The sequence below is a fragment of the Aliisedimentitalea scapharcae genome (genome assembly GCF_045277565.1).
Classification (GTDB): domain Bacteria; phylum Pseudomonadota; class Alphaproteobacteria; order Rhodobacterales; family Rhodobacteraceae; genus Aliisedimentitalea; species Aliisedimentitalea scapharcae.
On the sequence record NZ_CP123584.1, the window covers coordinates 587,501 to 612,652 of the forward strand.

A 25,152-nucleotide genomic window follows, 5' to 3' on the forward strand; every position below is an offset into this window, starting at 1 on the left:
TGGCAGTAAGAGGCGATGAAAGACGTGATACTCTGCGATAAGCCATGAGGAGCTGAGAATAAGCTTTGATCCATGGATCTCTGAATGGGGCAACCCACCTGAAAGTTCATTATAATTACTTCGGTAGTTTATAATGTTCTTAAACAGGTACTTATAGACTGAATACATAGGTTTATAAGAGCAAACCCGGGGAACTGAAACATCTAAGTACCCGGAGGAAAGGAAATCAATTGATACTCCCCTAGTAGCGGCGAGCGAACGGGGACCAGCCGAGCCAGATGAGTGACTAGAACATGTTGGGAAGCATGGCCATAGCGGGTGATAGCCCCGTATAGGAAGCTTTGATGGACGTATTAAGTAGGGCGGAACACGTGAAATTCTGTCTGAAGATCGGAGGACCACCTTCGAAGGCTAAGTACTCCTTACTGACCGATAGTGAACCAGTACCGTGAGGGAAAGGTGAAAAGCACCCCGACGAGGGGAGTGAAACAGTACCTGAAACCGAACGCCTACAATCAGTTGGAGGGCCCTTGCGGCCTGACAGCGTACCTTTTGTATAATGGGTCATCGACTTGGTCTATCTAGCAAGCTTAAGCCGTTAGGTGTAGGCGCAGCGAAAGCGAGTCTTAATAGGGCGCATGAGTTAGATGGATCAGACCCGAAACCGAGTGATCTAGGCATGATCAGGTTGAAGGTGCAGTAACATGCACTGGAGGACCGAACCCACATCTGTTGAAAAAGATCGGGATGAATTGTGCCTAGGGGTGAAAGGCCAATCAAACTCGGAGATAGCTGGTTCTCTGCGAAATCTATTTAGGTAGAGCGTCATCCGAATACCCCCGGGGGTAGAGCACTGGATGGGTAATGGGGCCCCACAGGCTTACTGATCCTAACCAAACTCCGAATACCGGGGAGTACTAGATGGCAGACACACTGCGGATGCTAACGTCCGTAGTGGAGAGGGAAACAACCCTGACCTACGACTAAGGCCCCTAATTCATGGCTAAGTGGGAAAGCAGGTGGGACGACCAAAACAACCAGGAGGTTGGCTTAGAAGCAGCCATCCTTTAAAGATAGCGTAACAGCTCACTGGTCTAATCAAGTTGTCCTGCGGCGAAGATGTAACGGGGCTCAAGCCATGAGCCGAAGTCTAGGATGCACATTGTGCATGGTAGCAGAGCGTAGTGTGACATAGTCTCATTCCTCCTTAACTCCTTCGGGAGTATTGGAGGAGAGAGGCTTTCGATGAAGCGGGCGCGTGAGCGATCCCGTGGAGAGATCACTAGTGAGAATGATGACATGAGTAGCGACAAAGAGTGTGAGAGACACTCTCGCCGAAAGTCCAAGGGTTCCTGCTTAAAGCTAATCTGAGCAGGGTAAGCCGACCCCTAAGGCGAGGCCGAAAGGCGTAGTCGATGGGAACCAGGTTAATATTCCTGGGCCATGGAGTGGTGACGGATCTCGAAGGTAGTTCATCCTTATCGGATTGAATGGGCTGCTGAGAGGTTCCTGGAAATAGCCCTCCTATAAGATCGTACCCTAAACCGACACAGGTGGACTGGTAGAGAATACCAAGGCGCTTGAGAGAACTATGTTGAAGGAACTCGGCAAAATACCTCCGTAAGTTCGCGAGAAGGAGGCCCGGTTCCTAGGCAACTAGGGGCTGGGGGCACAAACCAGGGGGTGGCGACTGTTTATTAAAAACACAGGGCTCTGCGAAGTCGCAAGACGACGTATAGGGTCTGACGCCTGCCCGGTGCCTGAAGGTTAAAAGGAGGGGTGAGAGCTCTGAATTGAAGCCCAGGTAAACGGCGGCCGTAACTATAACGGTCCTAAGGTAGCGAAATTCCTTGTCGGGTAAGTTCCGACCTGCACGAATGGCGTAACGACTTCCCCGCTGTCTCCAACATAGACTCAGCGAAATTGAATTGCCTGTCAAGATGCAGGCTTCCCGCGGTTAGACGGAAAGACCCCGTGCACCTTTACTACAGCTTCACATTGGCATTAGGCCGAGCATGTGCAGGATAGGTGGTGGGCTTTGAAGCAGAGACGCAAGTCTCTGTGGAGCCTCCCTTGAGATACCACCCTTGCTCTGCTTGATGTCTAACCGCGGTCCGTTATCCGGATCCGGGACCCTGTGTGGCGGGTAGTTTGACTGGGGCGGTCGCCTCCTAAAGCGTAACGGAGGCGCGCGAAGGTTGGCTCAGAGCGGTCGGAAATCGCTCGTTGAGTGCAATGGCAGAAGCCAGCCTGACTGCGAGACTGACAAGTCGAGCAGAGTCGAAAGACGGCCATAGTGATCCGGTGGTCCCGAGTGGAAGGGCCATCGCTCAACGGATAAAAGGTACGCCGGGGATAACAGGCTGATACTGCCCAAGAGTCCATATCGACGGCAGTGTTTGGCACCTCGATGTCGGCTCATCTCATCCTGGGGCTGGAGCAGGTCCCAAGGGTACGGCTGTTCGCCGTTTAAAGAGGTACGTGAGCTGGGTTTAGAACGTCGTGAGACAGTTCGGTCCCTATCTGCCGTGGGTGTAGGATACTTGAGAGGAGTTGCCCCTAGTACGAGAGGACCGGGGTGAACGAACCACTGGTGGACCAGTTGTCGTGCCAACGGCAGTGCTGGGTAGCTATGTTCGGACAGGATAACCGCTGAAGGCATCTAAGCGGGAAGCCCCCCTCAAAACAAGGTATCCCTGAGGACCGAGGTAGACCACCTCGTCGATAGGCCAGAGATGTAAGCATGGTAACATGTTCAGTTGACTGGTACTAATGGTCCGATAGGCTTGATTTGATCCAGTAAAAGTAAGACTGCTGGCCTCATGTAGCGCTCCGCGCAATAGGCCAACAAAACTGGAACCAAACAAAAGCATACAGCCCCAAAAAATCTTGGCTTGGACAGCACAATGTTGATTGATCTCTATCCGCTCTGACAATGAATGGGTGACAACGCGCTTTCCTTTGGAAAACGCTGTCTGTCACTCTCACTGTCCCAGAGCGGACAGTGAGTATTTATTCGGTTTGGTGGTCATAGCACGAGTGAAACACCCGGTCCCATCCCGAACCCGGAAGTTAAGCACCGAAGCGCCAATGGTACTGCGACTTAAGTCGTGGGAGAGTAGGTCACCGCCAAACCTAATAAATACTCACAAAATCTCTCAATTCGATCCAAAACACACACCCAACAAAAAACACCAGACAAACTAAATAGCTCGCAAGTCGATATGTCATCGACAAAATTGACGTGTGGCCCTGAAACGCCTCCAGCTTTGTGTAACCTCCGCCCAACCACAGGACGGAGAAATGAAGGTGGGAGACATCGGCGAGCAGATCATTCAGAGGGTCAAGGAACAGGGCTGAAACCTTCGGGAAATTCGGTGGGCTCAGGATGCGGTGACAAAATCGTGGCCTCAAACCCATCGCACCGGACGAGCTTGGCTCATCCGGTGCGAAAACCGAGGATTGATTGTCTCTGAGGGATTATCCCGCCTGGCGGGCGTCCTGCTTGCAGTCGCGTTTGTCGTGCCCGGCACCTTCGGATTGACGGCAATCCTGGCGATCGCCCCGGCGGTCCTGGCGGTTGTCCATGCCGCGTGTGTCGGCAACCTCATAGCTGGAACTCGCGGGCATCATTCCCGTCTCCAGGACGGGCATCGGCGCGGTCGAAGCGGAAGCCAGAGAGGCGGTGAGCGCAACGGCGACGGCGGCGAAGGTGGCTTTGGTGAACATGATCTGGGTCCTTTCCCTGTGAGCGGTGTGACCGAACTGCGGCCCGCTCCGTGTCTGATGACACCAATATGCGCACCCCATCGCCCCAATGCCGGTGAATTTGGGTCAAAAACTTGCGAATACGAGACGCAAAGCCACCCAAACATAACCCAAGACAGCAATAAAACCTCAGACCCCAACGTGCCCGAATGCGCCTCAAATAAAATCTCCAAACGACACAAAAAAAATACAAACAAAAATCAATGACAGCATAAGAAAGGGCCCAGGATCGCGCGACACTCTCGCTGTGCGTTAGTCCAGGAATTTGTGTTTGGCGATCAAAGTTAGAAATTCTTCCAACGAGAGGGTTTCGTCCTGGCCACTTGTATCGAGACAGGCTTCGGCGCGGCTGTAAAGAGCTTCCCTGCTGGTCAAGATTGACTGCAGCTGTTCCATGGCTTCCGGATTGCCCGACATTGGACGTTCATCGCCTTGGGCGCGGACTCTGTTCATGTGTTCGTCGGGTGATGCCTTGACCCATACGGTATGAAAGTTGCTGAGCAATGTGGTGTACGTATCGGGTTCCGCAACAATCCCACCAGCCACGGCAAGGATCATGGTTTCATAGGTTGCAATTACGCGATTGATCGCTTGATACTCGAGCTTCCGATAGCCTTCTTGGCCGTAAAGAGCCATGACCTCGTCAACAGGCATACCGCTTTGCTCTTCGATCTCTGTGTTCAATTCAACAAAGGGCAGAGTCAGCGCTTGTCCGGCCAACCGGCCGAGCGTGGACTTGCCGGCACCACGCAGCCCGATCAGGCAAATCCGTTGCGCACGCATCGTTGTGACAGGTTCGGGGGCAAGAACCCGTAAAGCGGCCTGTTGTGTATCGGCGTTGGCCGAACGGAACAGGTCAGCCACGCGCAGAGCTTCGGATGTCCAGGGATCTTCTTCGCCGGTCAACCATTCGATACGATGGTCAAGCGCGATCGCCACACGCTGCAACAGTCCGATAGAGATGTTGCCTTCGCCTGCTTCCAATTGTGCGAGATAACGCGGAGAAACACCGGATCTTTCGGACAGAACACGGCGTGGTATCCCCTTGCGTTCCCGCGCCTTTCGGACCCTGTCACCGACCCGACCGATCATTTCCTTTACGGATGCTGACACCGCGTCGCCATCAGCGTCAGAAGTGATCTCTCCACGGAAGTTGGTGATTTCGGCCATGTCTACGGTATCGTTGTGAATAATATTGCACAACTCTGGTGGTTATCGCGCCAAAATACAATGATATATCCCCAAGGTACGGGGTCGTACCTGCAGTATCTTGCGAAGTCGTGCCTATTCTGGCCTGAGGTTCGCGGTGACCACGGCGCGCATATCCTCGGGGGGAGACTTGGGGCTGAATGCGTTCGGGTCGATGAACACACAGACAAACCGTCCTTCGAAACACAGACTGCCGTTCTGACGCGCATCGACCCGAAAGGTCACTGATGTATTGCCCAACTTGACTGGCCAGACCTCACACATCAATCTGTGGCGCGGTGTAACCGGCGAGCGGAAATCGAGGCTCATATGCACAAACGGGGTGCCGGTTCCACGATCCAGCTCCATTTGAAACCACCCGTCCCCGTCCAGATGGTGTTCCCACCAGGCGTCAATCGCAGACAGGGCAAAGCGGGGCAGATGGCCGGTATAGGCAATCTGGGCTGGGTCGCAATCCCCCCAGCCGACGCGGATTTCATGTACAAAAGTCGCTTGGTCGGCGCGCGTGTCGTGAGCGGTCATTCAATAGGTTTCCACATGGTACCTGCCATCGTCGCGCATCCTATTGCGCAGCTCTGACCAGTTCAAACCGATACCCCGAGCGATATCCTTGAGCGCCTCTTCAACTCCCTGCTCCATCGCCTTCAGGCCGCAAATATAGATATACCCATCGGGGTTCTGCAAAAGCTGGGCAACGCGATCCGTTTCGTCGCGCAGCCGATCCTGAACATATTGCTTGGGGCCATCTTTTTGCCGGGAGAACGCAAAATGTTTGGTCATAAAGCTGTCCGGGATCTTCTTGAGCGGGCCAAAATAAGGCAATTCGCTCGAGCGGCGGGCCCCAAATACCAGCGTCATTTTTCCGGTTTCATGAGGCGCCACCCGCAACCGGCGCATCGTAAAGCCCCGGAACGGCGCTGATCCGGTTCCCGTGCAGATCATGAGAACATCTGCTTGTGGATCCGACGGCAACAAGAAGGTCGAGCCAAAAGGACCTGTCAAATTGATGGTGTCTCCGGGGTTCAGATCGCAGACATAATTCGAGCAAACGCCGTGTTCTTCACGTTTCACCGTCAGGGATATGTTTTGATAACCGGGACGTTCGCCATCGCGGGGGCTGGATACGGAATAGAGACGCGGGAGATGAGGTTTGCCAGTGTCGTCGGTGCCGGGAGGCAAAATACCGATAGATTGCCCTTCGAGCACCGGCATTGGCGCACCACCCATATCCAGAATGATGTGGCGCACGTCGCTGTCGCTGTTTTCGTCAGTCAGGCGATAGTTGCCCTGCACCCGGACCTGCGCGGGTTTGCCCAGATTGTACATGTTGATTACGGGTTTCGCTGCGCTGGAAGGGGCCTTGGCCTTGCCACCCGCACCTGCGTGGGCCTGCGCCAGCAAGGCCGCCATTTCGGAATCCAAGGCTTCGTCAGAACCGGGATCCGTGCCGGATTCGGCAATGTCCTCCTGTTCAGGAAGCTCCATCCAGCCGAATTGCTCCTCAACGGAATAGGGTTGGGCAACCACCCGCCATTCATCAATTGAGCCGGTTGGGCAGACCGGTATGCAATCCATGCAGAAATTGCATTTCTCTGCATCTACGACAACATTGTCATCGTCATGCAGGATTGCCTCCAGCGGGCAGGTCATTTCGCAGGTATAACAGCGGATACAGATTTCAGGATCAATGAGATGCTGCTTGATCGGTGCGGTCATTGCGTCTCGCGTTTCTTGGACAGGATGACGTCGGGCACCACCAAGGCTTCGATCAACGGCATGCACAATCCGACGCAATCCGCGCACCCGACACAGGGACCTTGAAGCTCCGAGATCTCGGAAGACAAGGAATTTACGCGTGGGGTTTCAGCTTTGCTACGGTTGATCTGCATGACAGAGCTCCGGACTGGAATGGGTCGGGTCGAGCGATAGAATGCAACGTGGCGCGTCGGGATTATCCTGACGAATCATAGGTTAGCACAAGATATGGCATTTCCCAAAACCCTCGATGGGGACCGGTGCCCGATTGGGCACCGGACGGTTGGTTATGCCATATGAAGTTTGACATATTCAAAATCGCCGGGCTTGTTGTCGATCCCGACTTTGGGTGGTGCAATCCAACCAGCGTATTTTCCAGGCTCGAAACACGGCTTCATCAGCGATTGGATGAAATCGCCATCTGCCTTGGTCGGCAGCCATTTGGGCAACCCGGCGTCATAGTCAGCACCGGTCACCAACCCTCCGTCCGGATCAAACAGCTTGTCGGCAAAGACACCGATTTTGCGGTTGAACGCTTCATGGGGCAGCTTCATTTCGAATTCGACACCGGCCTTTTGGATCAGTTTGTTCCAGCGGCCTACACCGCCGGCGGCGTCCTTGGTATAATCGTCGCGCAGTCGCATGTTGATTGCGGTCAGGGCAGGGACTTCCTTGCGCACCAGTTGGCCGTCTTCCATATCCCAGACGGTATATGTGTCGTTGGTCAGTTTGTGGTCATCGTCAATCCGGGACTCCATATAGCGTCCCTTGATCCCGGCGTTGAACGCGTTTGCGGCGTTGGTCGATACTTCTTGGCCGAATAGATCCAGCGACAGCGTGTAATGCAGGTTCAGCTTTTTCTGGATCAGCGGCAGGTCGATGACACCCAAATCGCGGATCCGGTCGATGTCATAGGGATCGGTGATCCCGGCCTCTTTCATGGCATCGCATGTGCGTTGGATGGTGCGACCCACGCCAGTTTCGCCGACGAACATGTGGTGTGCCTCTTCGGTCAACATGAACCGGCAGGTGCGTGACAGAGGGTCAAAGCCAGATTGCGCCAAGCTTTCCAGCTGCATCTTGCCGTCGCGATCGGTGAAGTAGGTGAACATGAAAAACGACAGCCAATCCGGTGTCTCTTCGTTGAACGCCCCCAGCATCCGGGGCGCTTCCTCGCTGCCTGAACTGCGGCGCAGCAGATCGTTGGCCTCTTCCCGTCCATCGCGACCGAAATACTTTTGCAACAGATAGACCATTGCCCACAGGTGGCGGCCCTCTTCGACGTTGACCTGAAACAGATTGCGCATGTCATAAAGCGACGGTGCCGTCAGCCCAAGAAAGCGCTGCTGCTCGACCGATGCGGGTTCGGTGTCACCTTGTATCACGATCAGGCGGCGCATCAGCGACCGGTATTCACCCGGCACTTCCTGCCAGGCCGGCTCACCAGCGTGTTCGCCACAGGGGATGCGGCGGTCTTCGACCTGAGGCGCCAGCAGTACGCCCCAGCGGTATTCCGGCATCTTCACATAGTCGAATTTGGCCCACCCCTTGGGATCGACCGACACGGCCGTGCGCAGGTAGACCATGCTTTCCTGGAAATTTTGCGGGATCAGGTCATTCCACCAGTTGATATAGCCGGGATGCCATTTTTCCAGCGCCTTCAGCACCCGTTTGTCCGAGCTGAGCCCAACGTTGTTTGGGATCTGGGTATCGTAGCTCACATTGATCAGGTCGAGCATGTCTTTCCTCCGTTGACTCAGGTCATACAGCGCGTTGCGCCGTAGGGTGCGTGCTTGCACGCACCGCTTGTTTTACACACGTTCCATATCGTATTCGCCGCGGATCCCGGTGCCATAGCGTTGCAGGGCCCCGTTTTCCCCCACCGCATTGGGGCGCTGGAAAATCCAGTTCTGCCAGGCGGTCAGGCGGCCAAAAATCCGGGTTTCCATGGTCTCCGGCCCTGCAAACCGCAGGTTGGCTTCCATCCCTGTCATCGCATCAGGCGAGAAGCTGGCGCGTTCTTCGAGAAAGATCCGCACTTCGTCTTCCCAGTCGATATCATCAAAGGCATAGGTGATCAGGCCCAGTTCTTCGGCCTGGTCCGCCTCCAGCGACTCTCCGATATGCTCCCGCAGGGCATCCACGGTTTCAGGAGTGCCCAGGAACCGGGTTTGTAAACGGGTCAGATCATTGCCCATTGGGTAGAGGCCGAAATTTCCGGGGCTCAGTGTGACGGCCGCCATCGGACGGTTATCGCCCTCAAATTCGTCCAGCATCATATAAGAGCGGTCGACGGCCCACAGCAATTCGGCCAGCGGCCCGGCAAAACACGAACCATGCTCGACCAGCGCCACCAGCGAGCGCGACGTCATATCGACCCGCTTCAACACCCGCTTCCAATATTTCAGGATCTCATTGGCGAGCCAGTTGTCGGCGTTCTCCAGCAGCACCGCTTCATGGGCCATAACTTTGTCTGCATCACCTTGGGTGCGAAAATCGACAAGCCCAAGCTCTCGTTCGTTCAGGCGCAAATGCAGCAGAGCATCATCCAATTCGCGTGCTGCCCGGAGGATCCAGGCATCGGCACCTTGCTGATGCAAGGCATCACCAGAGGTTGGTGCATCTTCTTGGGGTCCGCTGATGGTGATCGTTGCGCGCCCTGCGTCTCGATTGACGGTGACTTCCACGCTGGAATAGGCGACCGAACCATCATCACCAAAGCTGCGCCGAAGTGGGGTCAATGCGATCCCGGTGATGTTGGTGGGTTTGGAGGATGCAGCGGCGAACTCCCGAGCGCGGTCCTGTACCGTCGCGTCGAATTTCGAATTGGCGACAACCTCGTCCACCAGTTTCCAGTCCACTGCCCGCTGACCTTTGACGCCTTCTTCGACGGAACAGAAAACATCGGCCAGGTCTCGGCGCACCTTGCGTTTGTCGGTGACACGGGTCAGCCCGCCGGTACCAGGTAGCACGGCCAACAGCGGCACTTCGGGCAGGGCGACAGACGAAGAACTGTCATTGGTCAGCATGATGTAATTGCAGGCCAGAGCCAGTTCATATCCCCCCCCGGCACAGGCACCTTTGACAGCAGCCATGTATTTCTGACCAGAGTCTGCTTCGGCGGCTTCAAAAGTGTTGCGGGTTTCGTTGGTGAACTTGCAGAAGTTGACCTTGTGTGCGTGGCTGGCTCCGCCCAACATCCGAATGTTGGCCCCGGCGCAGAACACCCGATCCTTGGCGGATTGCATGATCACCACTTTGACTTCGGGGTGTTCGAACCGCATGCGTTGAACCACGTCAGCCAATTCAATATCTACACCCAGATCGTAAGAGTTCAGTTTAAGCTCGTAGCCGTCAAACAATCCGCCTCTTTCATCCACATCCATGAACAGGTTGGCAATTTCCCCATCATATTCGACCCGCCAATGGCGGTATCGCGAGGGGTCGGTCTGAAAGTCGATGACTTTGGACATGGCGCGCTCCTGAATAGATCGGTTTGATGCAACTTAATACATCTTTGGGAATGGGTAAAGATAATGATGCAAAATAATGCTCAACGTAACATTCAGTAAAACATAAGTTTCTTGGAGTGACTAAATTGATCTCCAGTCGAGCTGGCTTGAGAATATGCAATATAGTGCAAAATTAGGGATTGCGAAGAATCACGGTGGATCGCAATTGATCCACCTGGTGTTCAAGGGTCTCCCGTACCACGCCGCATGTCACAAAGGCGTCGTTCGGAAGGCCATCCATCAGTTCAACAACCTGATCACACAGTCGCAAAACAGCATTGGGTCTGTTCATCTTTCTTTTCAGCTGCGCGTTGGCCAATTGGATCAATGCACGGGTCAAAGTGCGTTCCGGACTCGGGTTTGGCAGGGCCTGCCACACTGGTTCGAACACTTCATGCGCTTCCCAGTTGTAGTCTGAATTCAGAAACTGCATGCCTGCGGCCCAGGCATCGCTGGACAGGAGCTGGGAAACCGACATTCCTGGTTTTGCGGTGGCGCACAGGAGATTGAATTGGGATGGATCGTGCCGGGGCGTCTGACCCGGAACATAGGCAAAAGGGGGGGATTTAAAACGTGTCACAGAGATCACGCAGGAATGACGACTTCGGCCTCTATCCGCTCCAGCCTCTGGGTAAAATCGGTCACGGCCTCCAAAACCGCATCAGGTTGTTCCAAATGTGGAGAATGTTGGCAATCTTCGAGCACCACCATTTCTACCGGCGCATAAGATCTGGTTTCAATCTCTTCGATCTGTGCCAACGTGCCATATTGGTCGCCGCGCCCCTGGATCGCCAGCGTTGGAATGCGGAAATAATCAATCACATCTCCGATGTTCCAGGACAGGAATTCGGGGTCAAGCCAGGTGTCATTCCAGCCGCGAAAGGCACCTTCTGGATCGCGGTGATGTCTGGCGAGCCGATCTTTCAGATCGGTGGTTTCAAAAGCTATTCGAGCTTGCGCAATTTCAGCCTGCCCAATCGGTTCCGTAAAGAAATGAGGTGCCATGAGAATAAGCCCGCGAATGCGGTGATCGGCCACGCTCCCAGCGTAGATCGCCGATATGCTCGCCCCGTCGCTGTGCCCCATCAAGATCCCGCGTTGCAGTCCGATCCGATCCAAAAGTTCTGGAAGCGGCCCTTGGGCTTCGCGGGTCATAAAATCCAGAGGGCGGGGCAGGTTGATGGATTGGGATTGCCCATACCCTTGCCGTGAATAGGCAAAGACGCCAAACCCTGTGGCCGCGCCGAGCTTTTGCGGGAAATCACGCCATAGTGAAACTGACCCCAGCCCTTCGTGCAGAAGCACAATGGTCGGGGCCTGATCCGGCGAGGGTCCATAACAGGCGCATTCCAGCCGGACCCCCTCGATGTCAAGCAGACCGTGCGGATTGGCAGACCAGTCAAAGGTGTCCATAATCATTCGCCCCGCAGTTTGAATCGTTGAATCTTGCCGGTTGCCGTCTTGGGCAGGTCGTTGCGAAACTCTATCCAGCGTGGATATTTCCATTTTCCAGCCCGCTCTTTGACCAGATCTTTCAGCTCCTGCGACAACGCATCTGACCCTTCGGTGTCCTTGAGCACGACAAATGCCTTGGGCTTGTCCAGTCCTGAGTCATCCTGCGCCGGCACGACAGCGGCTTCAAGAACGCAGGGATGAGAGCCCAAAGCCTGTTCGACTTCAAAGGGGGACACCCAGATGCCGGAAACCTTGAACATGTCATCGGTGCGGCCACAATAGATATAACGGCCATCGGCGGTTATTTCATATTTGTCGCCAGTGCGGGTCCATTCCCCTTCGAATGTGCTACGGCTTTTGCCGCGTTTATTCCAATACCCATCCGCCGCCGAGGCTCCGCGCACCAGCAATTCACCAATGTCACCGGGAGCGGCGTCGTTTCCGTCTTCGTCGACCAGACGAAGTTCATATCCGGGGACCGCGATGCCCGAACTGCCATACAACACGTCACCCGGCGCATTGGACAGGAAGATATGCAGCATTTCTGTCGAACCGACACCATCCAGAATTTCGACCCCCCAGATGGCTTCCCATGCCTTGCCTACATCCATTGGCAGGGCTTCACCGGCAGAAATACAGCGCCGCAAGGGCGCATCCGGTTTTTCATGATGATCCAGGTGCATGACGGTTGCGGCGTAAAGCGTTGGCACTCCGCAGAAAATAGTGGGTTTTTCGGCGTTGATCACATCCATGACCGTGTCCGGGGTTGGGCGACCATTGTACAGGATCGCCGTGGCCCCAACCGACATGGGAAAGGTCATCCCATTGCCAAGCCCGTAGGCAAAGAACAACTTGGCCGCGGAGAAAATCACATCCTGTGGCACAATTCCCAATACATGGGCCCCATAGGTGTCCGATGTCGCCTTGAGTGCGCCATGGACGTGGCGCACGCCCTTGGGTTGGCCGGTCGAGCCCGAAGAGTAGAGCCAGAAGGCGATTTCATCTTCTGAACATGCGGCGGTATCGACGGGGCCTGCGCCATCCATGAAATCAGCAAAGCTTTGCGTGCCGTCGGGGGCCTGATCCGCGATCACCACGATCTGTTTCAGGTCCGGCGCGGATTTGGTTGCTGGCGCGACAACGGGCCATAATTCTTCGGAGACAAACAAGATCGTGGCGCGGCTGTCACGCAGGATCAGTTCGTAGACATCCGTGGCCAAAAGAGTGTTGAGCGGGACCGGTACCACACCTGCCTTGAGTGCCCCCCAAAAGATCTGGGGGAATTCGATCTGATCCAGAACGAGCATCAACGCGCGGGCTTCACGCGGAACATGGGCACGTTCAAAGGCCCCCGCCGTCCGGGCGCTCAGGTCGGCCAGCTCTGCATATGATATCTGGCGTTTGCGACCGCCTGCCTCGCGAAAGGCACAGTGATCGCCGCGACCTTCAACCAGATGGCGATCCACAAAATAGCTCGCGGCGTTGCCTTCACCTGACATGCTTGCTCCTCTCTGTTCGCGCGTGTCCCCGGATGTTCCGAGTGAACGATTCGGTGAGCCGATCAGACAGGCCAACCTTCGTGTGGAGATATAATGCACTCCTTTTGGAATAATGCAATATAATGCTTAAAGAGGTGGCGCCATTATGCAGGTGCCAGCAGAATCTGTTCCGCAATCCATGGGCCATAGAGCAAATCAACCAAGGCAGCGCGCCGGGTCAGCAGCTTTCGGAAATTCAGATTACCCTTGGCCGTAATCTCTCCGGCAGCCATCATTGGTGCTTCTGACAGGATCAAGGCGCGGGTGATACGGTTTGCACTGCCGCGGGATGGATCTGAAAAAGGGGCCAGGCGGTCTGCGATCTGTTGTTGCAGGGCGTCAGAGCAGATCAGGCCGGGACGAGGCGACAGGTCAGCCTTGGCAATCTGATTGGGAGCGGGAAGGATCAGAACCCCAACTGCGTCCCGCCCTTCACCGGTCAGAACAACATCCTGCGCCAATGGTTTCAATGCGCTCAAGACTGCCATTCGAAGATCGGAGGCCCGGACCCAAGTTCCAGTTGCCAGCTTGAAATCTTCGGACAGTCGTCCAGCGAATTTCAACCCGGCATTCACATCGTCCATGTCGGCAAAAGTCATGGCGTCGCCGGTCAAAAAGAACCCTTCGTTGTCAAAGGCCTGTTCGGTTTGTGCCGATGCCTGAAAATATCCCGGCGTGATGTTCGGACCTTTTACGCGCAGTTCGTACCTGTCTGGCCCGTCAGGGACCAATTTGGCTGTGACTTCGGGCAGGGGGACACCCACCAATCCCACACTGGCCGCAGGCTGATGCTGGAAGATGCACGCCGGAGCAGTTTCGGTCATGCCCCAGCATGTAGTCATCATAATCCCGTCCGGGCGCACGGATCGGGCCATGTCATCCAGATCGCTCCAGATGTCCGGGGGCAGGGGGGCTCCGGCATAAAACAGCATGTCCATGTGCCGAAAATAGGCCTGCTTCAGTGCATCATTGTTCTGCATTTCAGTGCGCAGTAGGCCAAAGCCAACCGGAACATTATAGGCAACGGTCGGTGATTTCAGCAGCAGGTTTTCGACGGTCCGCCCGATCAAGGCCGGGATTGGTTTGCCGTCGTCGATATACAGGCTTCCGCCATGACATAGAACCTGATTGAAGTTGTTTGAGCCACCAAACACATGATTCCAGGGGAGCCAGTCAACCAGGCAAGGCGGATGGCTGTCGAGAAAGGGCAAAGCGCCAATGTATTGCGCCTGATTGGTGCACATCATGCCTTGGGTGGTGATTACGCCTTTGGGATCTGATGTCGAACCCGAAGTCATAAGGATCTTGGCAATGGTGTCCGGACCAACGGTGTTGCGTGCGGTGGTGACCTCCATGACGTCACTGCGAGACAGTTCATCCAATGTGGTCATACCGGGGCCGGGCGACTGCGCCACCACCAGATCACGACCTTCCATGACATCCAGAGCCAGAGATTTGGCAAATGTCTGGCCATCGACGGCGAACACCAGTGCGGGGTCGATCAGATCAGTGATGTAGGAGAGTTGGGAGTCAGCACCGGGGATCAGCGAATATTGCTCGGCCACCGGGACAGTAGGAATGCCGACATAATGCGCAGCCAGAGTCACAAGCGCGTGGTCTATGCCATTGCCCGAAAGGATCAGGATAGGTGTTTTGGCGGTTAACCCGCGTGCCAGAAGGCCACCCGCCAAGGATCGCACCTGTTCCAGAGCCGCACCATATCGCAATTCGCGCCAGCCTGCTCCGCTTCGCTCTGCAAGAAAAACAGCGTCAGGACGCGAATGGGCCCACTGTTCAAGCCAGTCATTTGTGCTGTTGGCCGTTGGGGACAATGCATATTCAGACCTGAGTAAAATCGATCCGTCCGCCCGGTTTTGTCGTGAAACCTTTTGGGTGCGGTACTTTGGTCTGGCCATGTCATCCCCCTTGTTTGGTTGCGTCCTCGATCTTTTTCAGCGCGCGTATCAGAATCTGCCGCTCGTCATCGTCCAAATGCTGAGTGACCTTAGCCTCATGGGCGTTGGCTTCTGCAGTTGCTTTTGACAAAACGTTACGTCCTGCCGTCGTGATCCGTAGGCCATAGGCTCTCCGGTCGGTAGGGTCGGGAATGCGGATGACCCAACCGACATTTTGCAATTCGTTGACAATCGCCACCAGGTTTGGCCGTTCCATTCCCAGCGCTTCGGCCAGGTTTGCCTGTCTGATATGGGGATTCCGGGCGACCATGGTCAAAACCGAAAAGCTGATCATGCGAAGTCCCAGGTGTTTCAACGACCGATTGATGTCAGCGTAGATGACGCTGGCAGTGCGACGCACCGAGTAACTGGTAAATTTTCGCAGAACCTGATCGGAAACGGTTGGCCGATTTGTTTTGTGTCGGGGGAGTGTGGTCTGTTTTTGGGTCACGTGGGTCCTAACGGGCGGCTAGAGTATATTGGTTTGCCTGATGCCCCCAATGCGTTCTGATCGACACGTGATCTATCCAAGGCATGTTTCGTGAATGCCGGATCGACAAGTGCGCCAGGAACGGGGCCGCACGTTTAGATTGCAACTGTCTCTGAACCGCGTCAACCCAACAAAAAGCCGGGGAAATTTCCCCGGCTTTGATGCTGTTTAGAACCACCCTGGTAAGAACAGCAGGGTTATGGTTGGGAACATGACCAATATGATCACACGAACAATGTCCGAGGCGACAAAGAACATGACCGCCTTGTAGGTATCGACCATCCGGGTTTTCCGGTCCATCGCGTTGATGATGAACAGGTTCATCCCAACGGGCGGAGTGATCAAGCCGACTTCGACCACGATCAGAACCAGGATGCCGAACCAGATGGCAACAAATTCGGATTCCAGACGGTTGATCTTGCCCTGTGTGACCCGGATACCCAGTTCTTTCATCTGTTCACGGGTCAGTTCGGCACCCGAGGCAATGGATTGACGGATCGAATCCAGCATTTCCGCCCCCATACCTTCGGGGATACCCGCATTCAGAACGGCCAAGGCCGCGTCTGCCTGTTCTTGGGCAAGCGACAGAAATCCGAAATCCATGGCGGAAATCACAGGGAAGAAGATCGGGATAGTCAGAAGGATCATTGAAAGGCTGTCCATCAGGCAACCAAAGACCAGATAGAAGCACAAGATCATGGCAAGCACGACCCAAGGGCTCCACCCTTGGGAGACAACGAAGTCAGCCAGTTCTTGGGGGACCTGGGTCAGCGCGAGGAAGCCATTATAAAACCCGGCACCCAGCACGATGAAAAAGATCATTGCCGTTGAACGCGCGGTTACCAGAAAACTGTCGATCAGGTTGGGACGATCCAGCCCGCCGTTCAACCAGGCAATCAATCCGGTGCCAAAGGCTCCGACAGCGGCACCTTCGGTTGGGGTGAACAGGCCACCGTAGATGCCGCCCACAACAGCGCCGAACACCATCAGAACCGGCCAGACCCGAAAGAGGGCCGCAAAGCGGTCCGCCCATGGAATTGCCGGGCGGGTGCCTGCGCTTTCAGGATAAAGGCGCACATAGATCGAAATCACGATAACATAGCCGAGCGCCGCCAGCAGGCCCGGTACAAAGGCTGCGAGGAACAGTTTGGCAATGTTCTGTTCGGTCAGGATCGCATAGATTACCAGCACCACCGACGGCGGGATCAGGATGCCCAATGTGCCACCGGCAGCCAGCGTGGCCGTCGAGAACCCACCTGCATAACCATATTCCTTGAGTTCGGGCAGGGCAACGCGGCCCATGGTTGCCGCGGTGGCCAGCGACGATCCACAAATCGCACCAAACCCAGCGCAGGCCCCGATGGCGGCCATGGCAACACCACCGCGGCGATGCCCCAGGAAACCCTCGGCCGCTTTGAACAGCGCATTGGACATGCCGCCCAACGTCGCGAAATGTCCCATCAGCAGAAACATCGGCACGATGGTCAGCGAATAAGAGGAGAAGGTTGAATAGGTCTCGCTTTTGAGCCGGCCAAAGGCCACTTGGGTGCCGTCAGTGACGATCACCAGGCCGATCAATCCAATCAGAAACATGGCGAGCCCGATAGGGACCCGTAGAAAGATCAGGACCATCAAGGCCGGAAAAGACGCGATGCCGATTTCAAGGGTAGTCATTATTCAGCCTCCACGCCGTCCCAGATCCGGATGCGGCCTGTAAAGAATTCAAGAGTGCGGATGCAGGCCATATAGGTGCCGACAATGGCGGCGACGATGGCGGCAACAAGGCTGGCGGCATAGGCCCACCAGACCGGGAATTCGAGAAGAAACGAGGTCTCTCCATTTTTCAGTTTGCTCAGCATTCCATCGCCCAATTTGACGGCAATCAGAACAAGGACCACTGCAAACACGATTTCGGTAACCATGCGCAGGAACCGGTTCACTCGCTTGGAAAAAGAGTTCGCCAGAATATCCACCGACGCGTGGCCCGCGGTGATCTGACACAGGGGAAGGAAGGCAAAAATTGCAAAGGCAACGCCTGCTTCGACCAATTCAAAGTCGCCGTTGATTGGTCCAACACCCAGATTGATCATCCATTTTGAAAAACCGGGCGCGATGCCTTCCATCAAGTCGCTGTGAAAGAAACCGTTCAACAGGCGTCCGGTAATCGAAATGCAGGTGAGAATGATGAGAACGCTCAGGATGAGCCCGCCGATCATGGCCATCTTTCTGGCCAATCCCGTCATGAAACTGTGCATGGCTGTTTGCCTTTTGCCGGATAAGCAAAGCCGCGGCGAACCAGTCGCCGCGGCCAAATTTTATGGAACGACCGCCTTACTTTTCGTATTGCGGAGTGTACTTTTCGATCAGCATGGTGGCTTCGTCGATCAGGGCCTGACCGTCTTTGCCTTTTTCCGCCATGTCAGCCAGCCAATTGTCGTAAATTGGCTGAGACAGTGTGCGCCATTCGGCGGTCGCGTCGGCGTCCAGGGTGATCACGTTGTTTCCCAGATCCAGCGCCATTTCACGCGACGGGCCGTCTGCATCGGATTGCGTTCCACCAGCAAAAACCGAGAATTCCAGACCAGATTTGTCGTCGATCACCTTTTGCAGGTCGGCGGGCAGGCTGTCGAATTTCTCTTTGTTCATCGCCAGAACAAAGGTCAGCGTGTACAGGGCCTTGCCGGTGAATTCGGTGTGGTTTTCAACCAGCTCCGGGACCTTCAGGGCTGCGGTGACTTCCCACGGAATCGTGGTGCCGTCGATCACGCCTTTGGACAGACCTTCGGGGACTGCAGGTACCGGCATGCCAACCGGGGTTGCACCCAGCTGTGTCAGCAGCGCGTTCACAGAACGCGACCCGCCACGGATTTTCATGCCTTGCAGATCATCAGGAGTTTCAACCGGATCCGCAGTGTGGATCATGCCGGGGCCATGCACCCAGGTTCCCAGGATTTTGACGTCCTTGAATTCGGTGTCCTTCAGATGCTTGTCGAACATTTCCCAGTAGGCGTGGGAAACGGCGCGCGCATTGGTCATCATGAACGGCAGCTCGAACACTTCGGTCGATGGATACCGACCGGGGGTGTAGCCAACAACGGTCCAGACGATATCAGCAACGCCATCAATGGCCTGGTCCATCAGCTCTGGGGGCTTGCCGCCCAGCTGCATCGACGGAAAGCGATCAATTTTGATCCGCCCGCCCGACGCTTCTTCGATGCTGTCGGCCCAGGGGTCCAGAATCAGCTTTGGCACATTTGCCTGCGCAGGCAGGAATTGGTGCAGTTTCAGTGTGACCTCTTGTGCCATGGCTGAGGTTGCGCCCATGGCCATCATGGCCGCGGCGCCAACTGCGCCCAAAAGCATTCTCCGAGTGGTCATATGATTCCTCCCTTTGACCTTACTCGCAATATAATGCCTACCCATTACGATATTGCAATATATTGCCAAAATCTTTGCAAAGATGTCCCGAACCTCGAAGTGCAGTTGAGATAATTTTACAACTGACCGTTCGGTCGGGTAATTTCTTCACCCTACTCGTATTGAGTGCATTTGTAACTATCAACCGTCAGATGCCGAAGTTTTATTTTTTTTTGTAAAGCCAGCTTAGCGTTTCGTACCAATTTAGGGGATTTTTTTCAATCATTAACTTGTTACGCAAATCGGCATGCGCCCCTTCGGGATGGTAAATATGGGTGCCGATTTCGCGCGATTGAAGCTGTACGCGTGCCGTGCGCAGGTGGCGCTTGCCCTGATAGGTCACCAAGGCATCCTGGGGTGCAACATTTGGACGGGAAAGCTCTTCGGCCAGACATACAGCGTCTTCCATTGCCATACAGGCACCCTGTGCAAAATACTGGAGCATCGGGTGCGCAGCGTCGCCCAAAAGCGCAACATTCCCATCTGTCCAGGTCATCACGGGATCGCGATCACACAACACCCATTTTTTCCAGTTCGACCCTTTGTCGATGACTTGCAATGCTTTTGGATGCACATGTTCAAAACCCTGTCGCACCTCATCATGCGTCACCGGTGTTCCCGCGACCGGGGCGGGTGCATCATTGTGATAGGTGACCACCAGGTTGAACAGCTTCCAGCCCGACAGGGGATAGTGGACGATGTGGCATTTGGGGCCGGCCCACAGAGTTGCCGCGTTCCAGCGCAGATCTTCGGGCATTTCGTCGACCGGGATCACCGACCGATAGGTCGTGTGACCCGAAATACGAGGCGGACCATCGTGCAGCATTTGGCTGCGAATTTTGGACCACAGCCCATCGGCTCCGATGACGGCGGTGCCCTGAATGGCCTGACCATCCTCTAAAATGGCCCTGGCATGGTCCTGGGTCTGATCGTACCCGATCACGCGTGCGTCGGTCCGCAATTCGACCCGATCGTGCGCCTGGCAGGCCTTGAGGAACACCCGGTGCAATTCACCGCGATGCACCACCCCATAAGGATTGCCCATAAAGGCGCGGAATTCTTCGCCCAAAGGAATGCGGGTGATTTCGCGCGCGGTCAGCGCATCCATCAGGCGTAGGTTGTCAATGTAGACGGCCATGTTTCGAGCCGCGTCGCCTATCCCCAGGGCGTCAAAGGCGTGAAAGGCATTGGGCCCCAGTTGAATGCCTGCCCCGATTTCTCCAAAGGCACCGGACTTTTCCAACACGATGACATCGCGACCCCGATTGGCCAATCCAATGGCCGCAGCCAGACCGCCAATCCCTCCTCCGGCAATGACGATCCGATCCGTGGTCATATGTGGCTACTCCGCTGCGCTCAGGTCGAGCCTGATCGGGTCCAACCCGTCAATGCCACCGGTGATCTGATCCCCGGCAACCACCGGTCCAACTCCGGCTGGCGTGCCGGTCATGATCAGATCCCCAGGTCGCAAGTGGTAAAACCCGGATAGATGGCAAATGATCTCATCCAGCTTCCAGATCAGCTCTTCGAGCGTGGCATCCTGTTTGGTGTCACCGTTGACAGCCAAATGAATACGGGTCGCGTCCAGGGGGCTCCAGTCGCCGGCCTTGGTCAGAGGGGCAAATACCGCGGCATTCTCAACGTCTTTGCCCAGATCCCAGGGGCGCTGTTTGTTACGTTCCCGAATCTGCAAATCACGCCGGGTCATGTCGAGCGCACAGCCATAGGCATAGATCGCATCCCACGCCTGTTGAGCGGTTGCACGGAACACCGGCTTGCCGATGGCGACGGCCAGCTCCATTTCATAGTGGAAATTCTCGGTTCCGGGAGGATAGGCGGTTTCGCTGCCGCTCAGGATCGCATTGGCGGGGGATTTGGTAAAGTAGAACGGTGCTTCACGGTCGACCTCGTGCCCCATCTCCGCTGCATGGGCGGCGTAGTTGCGCCCGACGCAGAAAATACGTCCAATGGGAAATGCGTTATCTTCACCGTTGACCGGGATCATCGGAATAGCGGGCAATTCGAACAGGGGGGATGTCATCGGGGTCTTTCCTCGTAATAGCCCAGGCGGTCCTGCAGTGGGCGATCGTGTATGCGGATCAAAAAGCTTTCGTCGTCAGCCTCGTGTATCAGATCGGCAAAAACAGGGGCGGTAAAGGTGTCTTTGGGGCCCCAGTCAAACGGTTCTCCGTTGATGGTTGTTCGTCCTGTGCCGCGCACCACGTGAAACGCCGCTGAACTGGACCGCAGAGGCGGGGTCACGATTTCACCTGGCTGCAACATCATGGCGGTAAAACCCAGGGTTGGCAGCACGTCGGTGCCGGTCTCGGGATTGATGTAGTCGAGCTCGGCCACCTCTCCATGCGCAGCCATGGCCCGCAATGCCCGTTCCGCACTCGCCCACGGATAGCGCATCATTGGATAGCGCCGCACGGCCTGTTGGCGCACTCGGGTGGGGACCATCCCTGCGGCGGCATATTCAACCGCGCTGGCATCTGGGCGGTTGCGCTGGGCCTGAAGGTCGCCGCCGATGGCATAAGACCCTTCGAGATAGACAAACAGCGGCAGATCCAACGCATCCAGCCAGACCACCGGGTCCGTGCCATCATGGCCGTGATCGTGCCAGTCGCCACCTGGCGTCATCACCAGATCGCCTTCGCACATGGGGAGGCGTTCACCGTCAACCACGGTATAGCCGCCTTCGCCTTCGACAACGATGCGCACAGCAGACGGAGTATGTTTATGAGCTGGCGCAGATTCACCTGGCAACAGCAATTGCAGCCCTAGATAGATTGACGAGGTGGCCTGCATCGCGCCGACGCCGCGACCGGGGTCAGACAGGACCAGAACCCGACGTTCTGCCTTTTCCACCGGGGTCAGCGCACCGGCCTTGATCAACAGCGGGCGAATGGTCTGATAGTTCCAGTACCCCGCACGGGTTTTCGGTACCGGCGCATCGTGGGGCAGAACATTGCGCATCATCGGCCAGAGCGGCGCAACACCTGCGGCGACCAGCTCTTCCCGATAGTCCTGAGGCAGATCTTCGAGGCGTCCCAGTTCGTCCGTCATGGCGATGTTCCTCTTTGAGTGACGCCCTTAATTGATAAGTATACACCCTAACAAGTCAAGCTTTGCTCGCTTTTGGGTCCTGTACGCCGCATTGAAACTTGGTCGCAATCGGTCCAAAAGGCATCGCAACAGGCCATCGTGGCCTTTGCAAGCTCGGGGATCCGCACATCATGTTTTATGCCACTCTTCTGACCTCTCCTGCCAATCCTGCGCTGGATCCCGCTTTGGTGGACTCCCTACGCAATGCCTGGGGTGGCGGAGAGGCCCAGTGGCTGTCCGTGGATGAGGCTGCAGAATTTCAACTGGAAACCAAACCCGACAACCAATGGGCTGTGTGGCAGGACCTTCAGGGGATGGCGGTCGATCTGATCATTCAGCCTGAACAGGGACGGCGCAAGAAGATGCTTCTGGCGGATATGGACAGCACCATGATCCAGCAGGAGTGTATCGACGAATTGGCAGATGAAGCTGGAGTGGGGGATCACGTCAAGGACATCACCGCCCGGGCCATGAATGGAGAATTGGACTTTGAAGGGGCGTTGATCGAACGGGTTGGGCTGCTCAAAGGGCTGGATGAAAACGTGATTGCCAAAGTTCTGGCGGAACGGATCACCCTGATGCCAGGTGGCCGGGCTTTGTTGGCGACAATGAAAGCAAACGGCGGGTATGCGGCGTTGGTCTCTGGTGGGTTCACCGCATTTACGGCCTATGTGGCATCGGCCCTGGGGTTTGACGAAAACCGTGCCAACACGCTGCATATCGAAAACGGCAAGCTGACCGGAGATGTTGGGCATCCAATTCTGGGGCGCGAGGCCAAGGTGCAGGCGCTCGAAGACATCTCGGCGCGTTTGGGCATTTCCGAATTCGATGTGATCGCGGTGGGCGATGGTGCCAATGATCTGGGCATGTTGGGCCGGGCAGGCGCAGGGGTGGCGCTGCACGCCAAACCATCCGTAGCAGCACAATGCGATATCCGGATCAACCACGGTGATTTGACGGCCCTGTTGTATCTCCAAGGCTATTCCAAAGCGGAATTTGCCGCCTGAACGGCGAAGAACGCAACGAATAACACAATGAAAACACGGGCTCGTGGCGGAGCGACGGAAACGTCAAACAATCTATTGCTATCCATAAATTAACTATTGCGTTAATTAACAAAATGATTAATGATCAGAGCATGGCACCTTTGCTTAGAACATTTTCGGCCCTGTCTGACGAAACCCGTCTGACCATCGTCGAACAACTTATGGATCACGGTGAACTACCCGCCGGGGATCTGGTGCGAGGATCTGGGATCTCGGCCCCGGCGATCTCGCGGCATCTCAAGGTCCTGCGCGAAGCGGGGTTGATTGAACAGCGCGCCGATGGGACGCGGCGGCTCTATTCCGCGCGCCCCGAAGGTATACAGCTGATCGCCAATTGGACGATTTCGCGACGTGATTTCTGGAACAGCAGCCTGGACCGCCTGGAGGCGGCGATACGCGAAGAGGAATTGGAATGACCGACCTGCGTCTGGAACGCGATTTTCCTGTAACCCCTGATCGTCTGTATGTCTGGCTGACCGATCCGGCCAAATTGTTGCAATGGTGGGGGCCCGAAGGGATGACCATTGGCGAACATGATCTGAACCTGACCAAACCCGGGCCTTGGCTGTCCGTGATGGTCGGTGACGATAGCGGGCAGAAATTCAAGGTCTCTGGACAGGTGACCCATGTGGATCCGCCAAAGTCCGTTGGCTTCACTTGGGGGTGGCATGACGATCAGGATCAGCGCGGACCAGAAAGCCATGTGACATTCAGCGTGTCCGAAACCGCGACGGGTGCGCGTTTGACCATTGATCACCGGGATCTGGATGACAGCGAAATGAGCGCAAGCCACGAACGCGGTTGGAGCTCGGCATTGAGCAAACTCACTGCAAAACTCAACTGATTTTCAACAGGAGGAAGATATTATGCCACAGTTCGTATTTGCCTATCACGGCGGAAAAACCCCCGATACCCCTGAAGAAGGCGCCAAAGTCATGGCTGCCTGGCAGGCCTGGATGGGGGGAATGGGCGATGACCTGGTGATCCCCGGCGCGCCTGTGGGCATGTCAAAAACCGTGTCTGGTGGCGGTGTCGCTGATGATGGCGGTGCCAACCCGATTTCCGGTTACTCTGTTATACAGGCGGCTGACATTGCGGCCGCCTGCGAAGTGGCCAAAGGCTGTCCGATGGTTGTGGACGGGTCCGGGTCCGTAGAAGTGGCCGAAGTCCACGAAATGTAAGCGATTGGAACAGGGCCCCGGTTGTGTCGGCCCTGTTCAAAATTCGGCCTTGGCCCGGAATTTCATGGATTTCTCGTTTTCAGGGTGTTTTAGCCGCAATTCTTCGGAATGCAGCATCAGGCGGCCATATTGATCCATCGTTTCCGGTGCATACAGCGGGTCGCCCAACATGGGGTGACCCATCGCCAGCATATGCACCCGCAGTTGATGTGTTCGCCCGGTTCTGGGTGTCAGCCGCACCCTGGTTTCCCCGGCACCATATTTGACCACCCGCCAATCCGTTACTGAGGGTTTGCCCGTCTCGTGGCACACCATTTGCAAAGGACGGTTCAGCCAATCCACGATGAGCGGCAGATCCACTGTACCCGTCTTGGGTTCCAGTCGACCGGAAACACGGGCGACATAGGTCTTTTTGGTCGACCGTTTTTCGAATTGCATCGACAGATGGCGCTGGGCATGCGGTGTCAATCCGAACACCATCACCCCCGATGTATCCCTGTCCAGCCTGTGCACCAACAAGGCGGTAGGGAAGGCAACCTGCACACGGGCCAACAGGCAATCCGACAGATGCTCGCCGCGCCCGGGAACCGACAACAGACCAGCAGGTTTGTTGACAACAACAATATCGCTGTCCTCGTGCAGGACGTCCAGCGGGGTTTGCGGGGGGGTGTAGTCTGTACCGGTGCTCATACGCGCACAGGTCGCATGATTTGGCGCA

General features: G+C 55.8%; 23 protein-coding genes and 2 rRNA genes (1 of these 25 running past the window's edge). 6 read left to right on the forward strand and 19 right to left on the reverse strand.

Annotated elements, in window-relative coordinates:
- Together QEZ52_RS02730 and rrf are read left to right on the forward strand one after the other, a co-directional pair.
- Positions 1-2,794, forward strand: a 23S ribosomal RNA gene (locus tag QEZ52_RS02730) (it extends 34 nt beyond the left edge of the window).
- A gap of 226 nt (positions 2,795-3,020) precedes the next feature.
- Positions 3,021-3,135: ribosomal RNA gene (gene rrf, locus QEZ52_RS02735) — 5S ribosomal RNA — on the forward strand.
- Between the two features lie 345 nt (positions 3,136-3,480).
- On the opposite strand, the gene QEZ52_RS02740 is transcribed toward rrf, so the two are convergent.
- From QEZ52_RS02740 to QEZ52_RS02825, 18 genes are all read right to left on the reverse strand, one after another.
- A complete protein-coding gene (locus tag QEZ52_RS02740) occupies positions 3,481-3,729 on the reverse strand; it encodes a hypothetical protein (protein WP_406646101.1) in 249 nt (82 codons plus the stop codon).
- Between the two features lie 291 nt (positions 3,730-4,020).
- Positions 4,021-4,938 (reverse strand): helix-turn-helix transcriptional regulator, encoded by a 918-nt coding sequence (locus QEZ52_RS02745; RefSeq protein ID WP_406647801.1) that lies wholly within the window; start codon positions 4,936-4,938, stop codon positions 4,021-4,023.
- 114 nt (positions 4,939-5,052) lie between these two features.
- Positions 5,053-5,499: an acyl-CoA thioesterase gene (locus QEZ52_RS02750; RefSeq protein ID WP_406647802.1), complete on the reverse strand. Its 447-nt coding sequence runs from the start codon at positions 5,497-5,499 to the stop codon at positions 5,053-5,055.
- A complete protein-coding gene (gene boxA / locus QEZ52_RS02755; protein WP_406647803.1) occupies positions 5,500-6,693 on the reverse strand; it encodes a benzoyl-CoA 2,3-epoxidase subunit BoxA in 1,194 nt (397 codons plus the stop codon).
- The gene (locus tag QEZ52_RS02760; RefSeq protein WP_406647804.1) at positions 6,690-6,866 is read right to left on the reverse strand and encodes a hypothetical protein; all 177 of its coding nucleotides are present in this window, start codon (positions 6,864-6,866) and stop codon (positions 6,690-6,692) included. The genes boxA and QEZ52_RS02760 overlap by 4 nt, the downstream gene beginning before the upstream one ends.
- A gap of 153 nt (positions 6,867-7,019) precedes the next feature.
- Entirely contained in the window at positions 7,020-8,471 is a 1,452-nt protein-coding gene (gene boxB / locus QEZ52_RS02765) for a benzoyl-CoA 2,3-epoxidase subunit BoxB (protein WP_406647805.1), read from the reverse strand.
- Positions 8,472-8,543: 72 nt separating this feature from the next.
- Positions 8,544-10,205 (reverse strand): 2,3-epoxybenzoyl-CoA dihydrolase, encoded by a 1,662-nt coding sequence (gene boxC / locus QEZ52_RS02770; RefSeq protein WP_406647806.1) that lies wholly within the window; start codon positions 10,203-10,205, stop codon positions 8,544-8,546.
- Positions 10,206-10,377: 172 nt separating this feature from the next.
- Positions 10,378-10,722, reverse strand: a complete 345-nt coding sequence (locus tag QEZ52_RS02775) for a DUF309 domain-containing protein (RefSeq protein WP_406647807.1) — start codon at positions 10,720-10,722, stop codon at positions 10,378-10,380.
- Positions 10,723-10,829: 107 nt separating this feature from the next.
- Positions 10,830-11,657, reverse strand: coding sequence for an alpha/beta fold hydrolase (locus QEZ52_RS02780; protein WP_406647808.1), 828 nt, complete (start codon positions 11,655-11,657; stop codon positions 10,830-10,832).
- A gap of 2 nt (positions 11,658-11,659) precedes the next feature.
- Positions 11,660-13,198: a benzoate-CoA ligase family protein gene (locus tag QEZ52_RS02785; RefSeq protein ID WP_406647809.1), complete on the reverse strand. Its 1,539-nt coding sequence runs from the start codon at positions 13,196-13,198 to the stop codon at positions 11,660-11,662.
- A 143-nt stretch (positions 13,199-13,341) separates the two neighbouring features.
- Complete coding sequence (locus tag QEZ52_RS02790) at positions 13,342-15,153, reverse strand: feruloyl-CoA synthase (RefSeq protein WP_406647810.1); 1,812 nt, start codon at positions 15,151-15,153, stop codon at positions 13,342-13,344.
- Position 15,154: 1 nt separating this feature from the next.
- A complete protein-coding gene (locus tag QEZ52_RS02795) occupies positions 15,155-15,643 on the reverse strand; it encodes a MarR family winged helix-turn-helix transcriptional regulator (protein ID WP_406647811.1) in 489 nt (162 codons plus the stop codon).
- Positions 15,644-15,850: 207 nt separating this feature from the next.
- A complete protein-coding gene (locus QEZ52_RS02800; RefSeq protein WP_406647812.1) occupies positions 15,851-17,356 on the reverse strand; it encodes a TRAP transporter large permease in 1,506 nt (501 codons plus the stop codon).
- Positions 17,356-17,937 carry a TRAP transporter small permease gene (locus QEZ52_RS02805; RefSeq protein WP_406647813.1) on the reverse strand — a complete coding sequence of 194 codons (582 nt, stop codon included), beginning with the start codon at positions 17,935-17,937 and terminating at the stop codon, positions 17,356-17,358. Before QEZ52_RS02805 ends, QEZ52_RS02800 begins: the two co-directional genes overlap by 1 nt.
- A gap of 76 nt (positions 17,938-18,013) precedes the next feature.
- On the reverse strand, positions 18,014-19,060 hold the full coding sequence (locus QEZ52_RS02810) for a TRAP transporter substrate-binding protein (RefSeq protein ID WP_406647814.1): 1,047 nt from the start codon (positions 19,058-19,060) through the stop codon (positions 18,014-18,016).
- 202 nt (positions 19,061-19,262) lie between these two features.
- Entirely contained in the window at positions 19,263-20,435 is a 1,173-nt protein-coding gene (locus QEZ52_RS02815; RefSeq protein WP_406647815.1) for a 3-hydroxybenzoate 6-monooxygenase, read from the reverse strand.
- Between the two features lie 6 nt (positions 20,436-20,441).
- Positions 20,442-21,140, reverse strand: coding sequence for a fumarylacetoacetate hydrolase family protein (locus QEZ52_RS02820; RefSeq protein ID WP_406647816.1), 699 nt, complete (start codon positions 21,138-21,140; stop codon positions 20,442-20,444).
- The gene (locus QEZ52_RS02825; protein WP_406647817.1) at positions 21,137-22,168 is read right to left on the reverse strand and encodes a cupin domain-containing protein; all 1,032 of its coding nucleotides are present in this window, start codon (positions 22,166-22,168) and stop codon (positions 21,137-21,139) included. The genes QEZ52_RS02820 and QEZ52_RS02825 overlap by 4 nt, the downstream gene beginning before the upstream one ends.
- A gap of 170 nt (positions 22,169-22,338) precedes the next feature.
- Between QEZ52_RS02825 and serB the strand changes: the two genes are divergently transcribed.
- The 4 genes from serB (at position 22,339) to QEZ52_RS02845 (ending at position 24,434) form a co-directional block, all read left to right on the forward strand.
- Complete coding sequence (gene serB, locus QEZ52_RS02830) at positions 22,339-23,214, forward strand: phosphoserine phosphatase SerB (RefSeq protein ID WP_406647818.1); 876 nt, start codon at positions 22,339-22,341, stop codon at positions 23,212-23,214.
- A 131-nt stretch (positions 23,215-23,345) separates the two neighbouring features.
- Positions 23,346-23,669 carry a helix-turn-helix transcriptional regulator gene (locus tag QEZ52_RS02835; protein WP_406647819.1) on the forward strand — a complete coding sequence of 108 codons (324 nt, stop codon included), beginning with the start codon at positions 23,346-23,348 and terminating at the stop codon, positions 23,667-23,669.
- A complete protein-coding gene (locus QEZ52_RS02840; RefSeq protein ID WP_406647820.1) occupies positions 23,666-24,097 on the forward strand; it encodes an SRPBCC domain-containing protein in 432 nt (143 codons plus the stop codon). Before QEZ52_RS02835 ends, QEZ52_RS02840 begins: the two co-directional genes overlap by 4 nt.
- A gap of 22 nt (positions 24,098-24,119) precedes the next feature.
- Positions 24,120-24,434, forward strand: coding sequence for a YciI family protein (locus QEZ52_RS02845; protein WP_406647821.1), 315 nt, complete (start codon positions 24,120-24,122; stop codon positions 24,432-24,434).
- A 36-nt stretch (positions 24,435-24,470) separates the two neighbouring features.
- On the opposite strand, the gene QEZ52_RS02850 is transcribed toward QEZ52_RS02845, so the two are convergent.
- Positions 24,471-25,124, reverse strand: coding sequence for an RluA family pseudouridine synthase (locus tag QEZ52_RS02850; protein WP_406647822.1), 654 nt, complete (start codon positions 25,122-25,124; stop codon positions 24,471-24,473).
- Between the last annotated feature and the right edge of the window lie 28 nt (positions 25,125-25,152).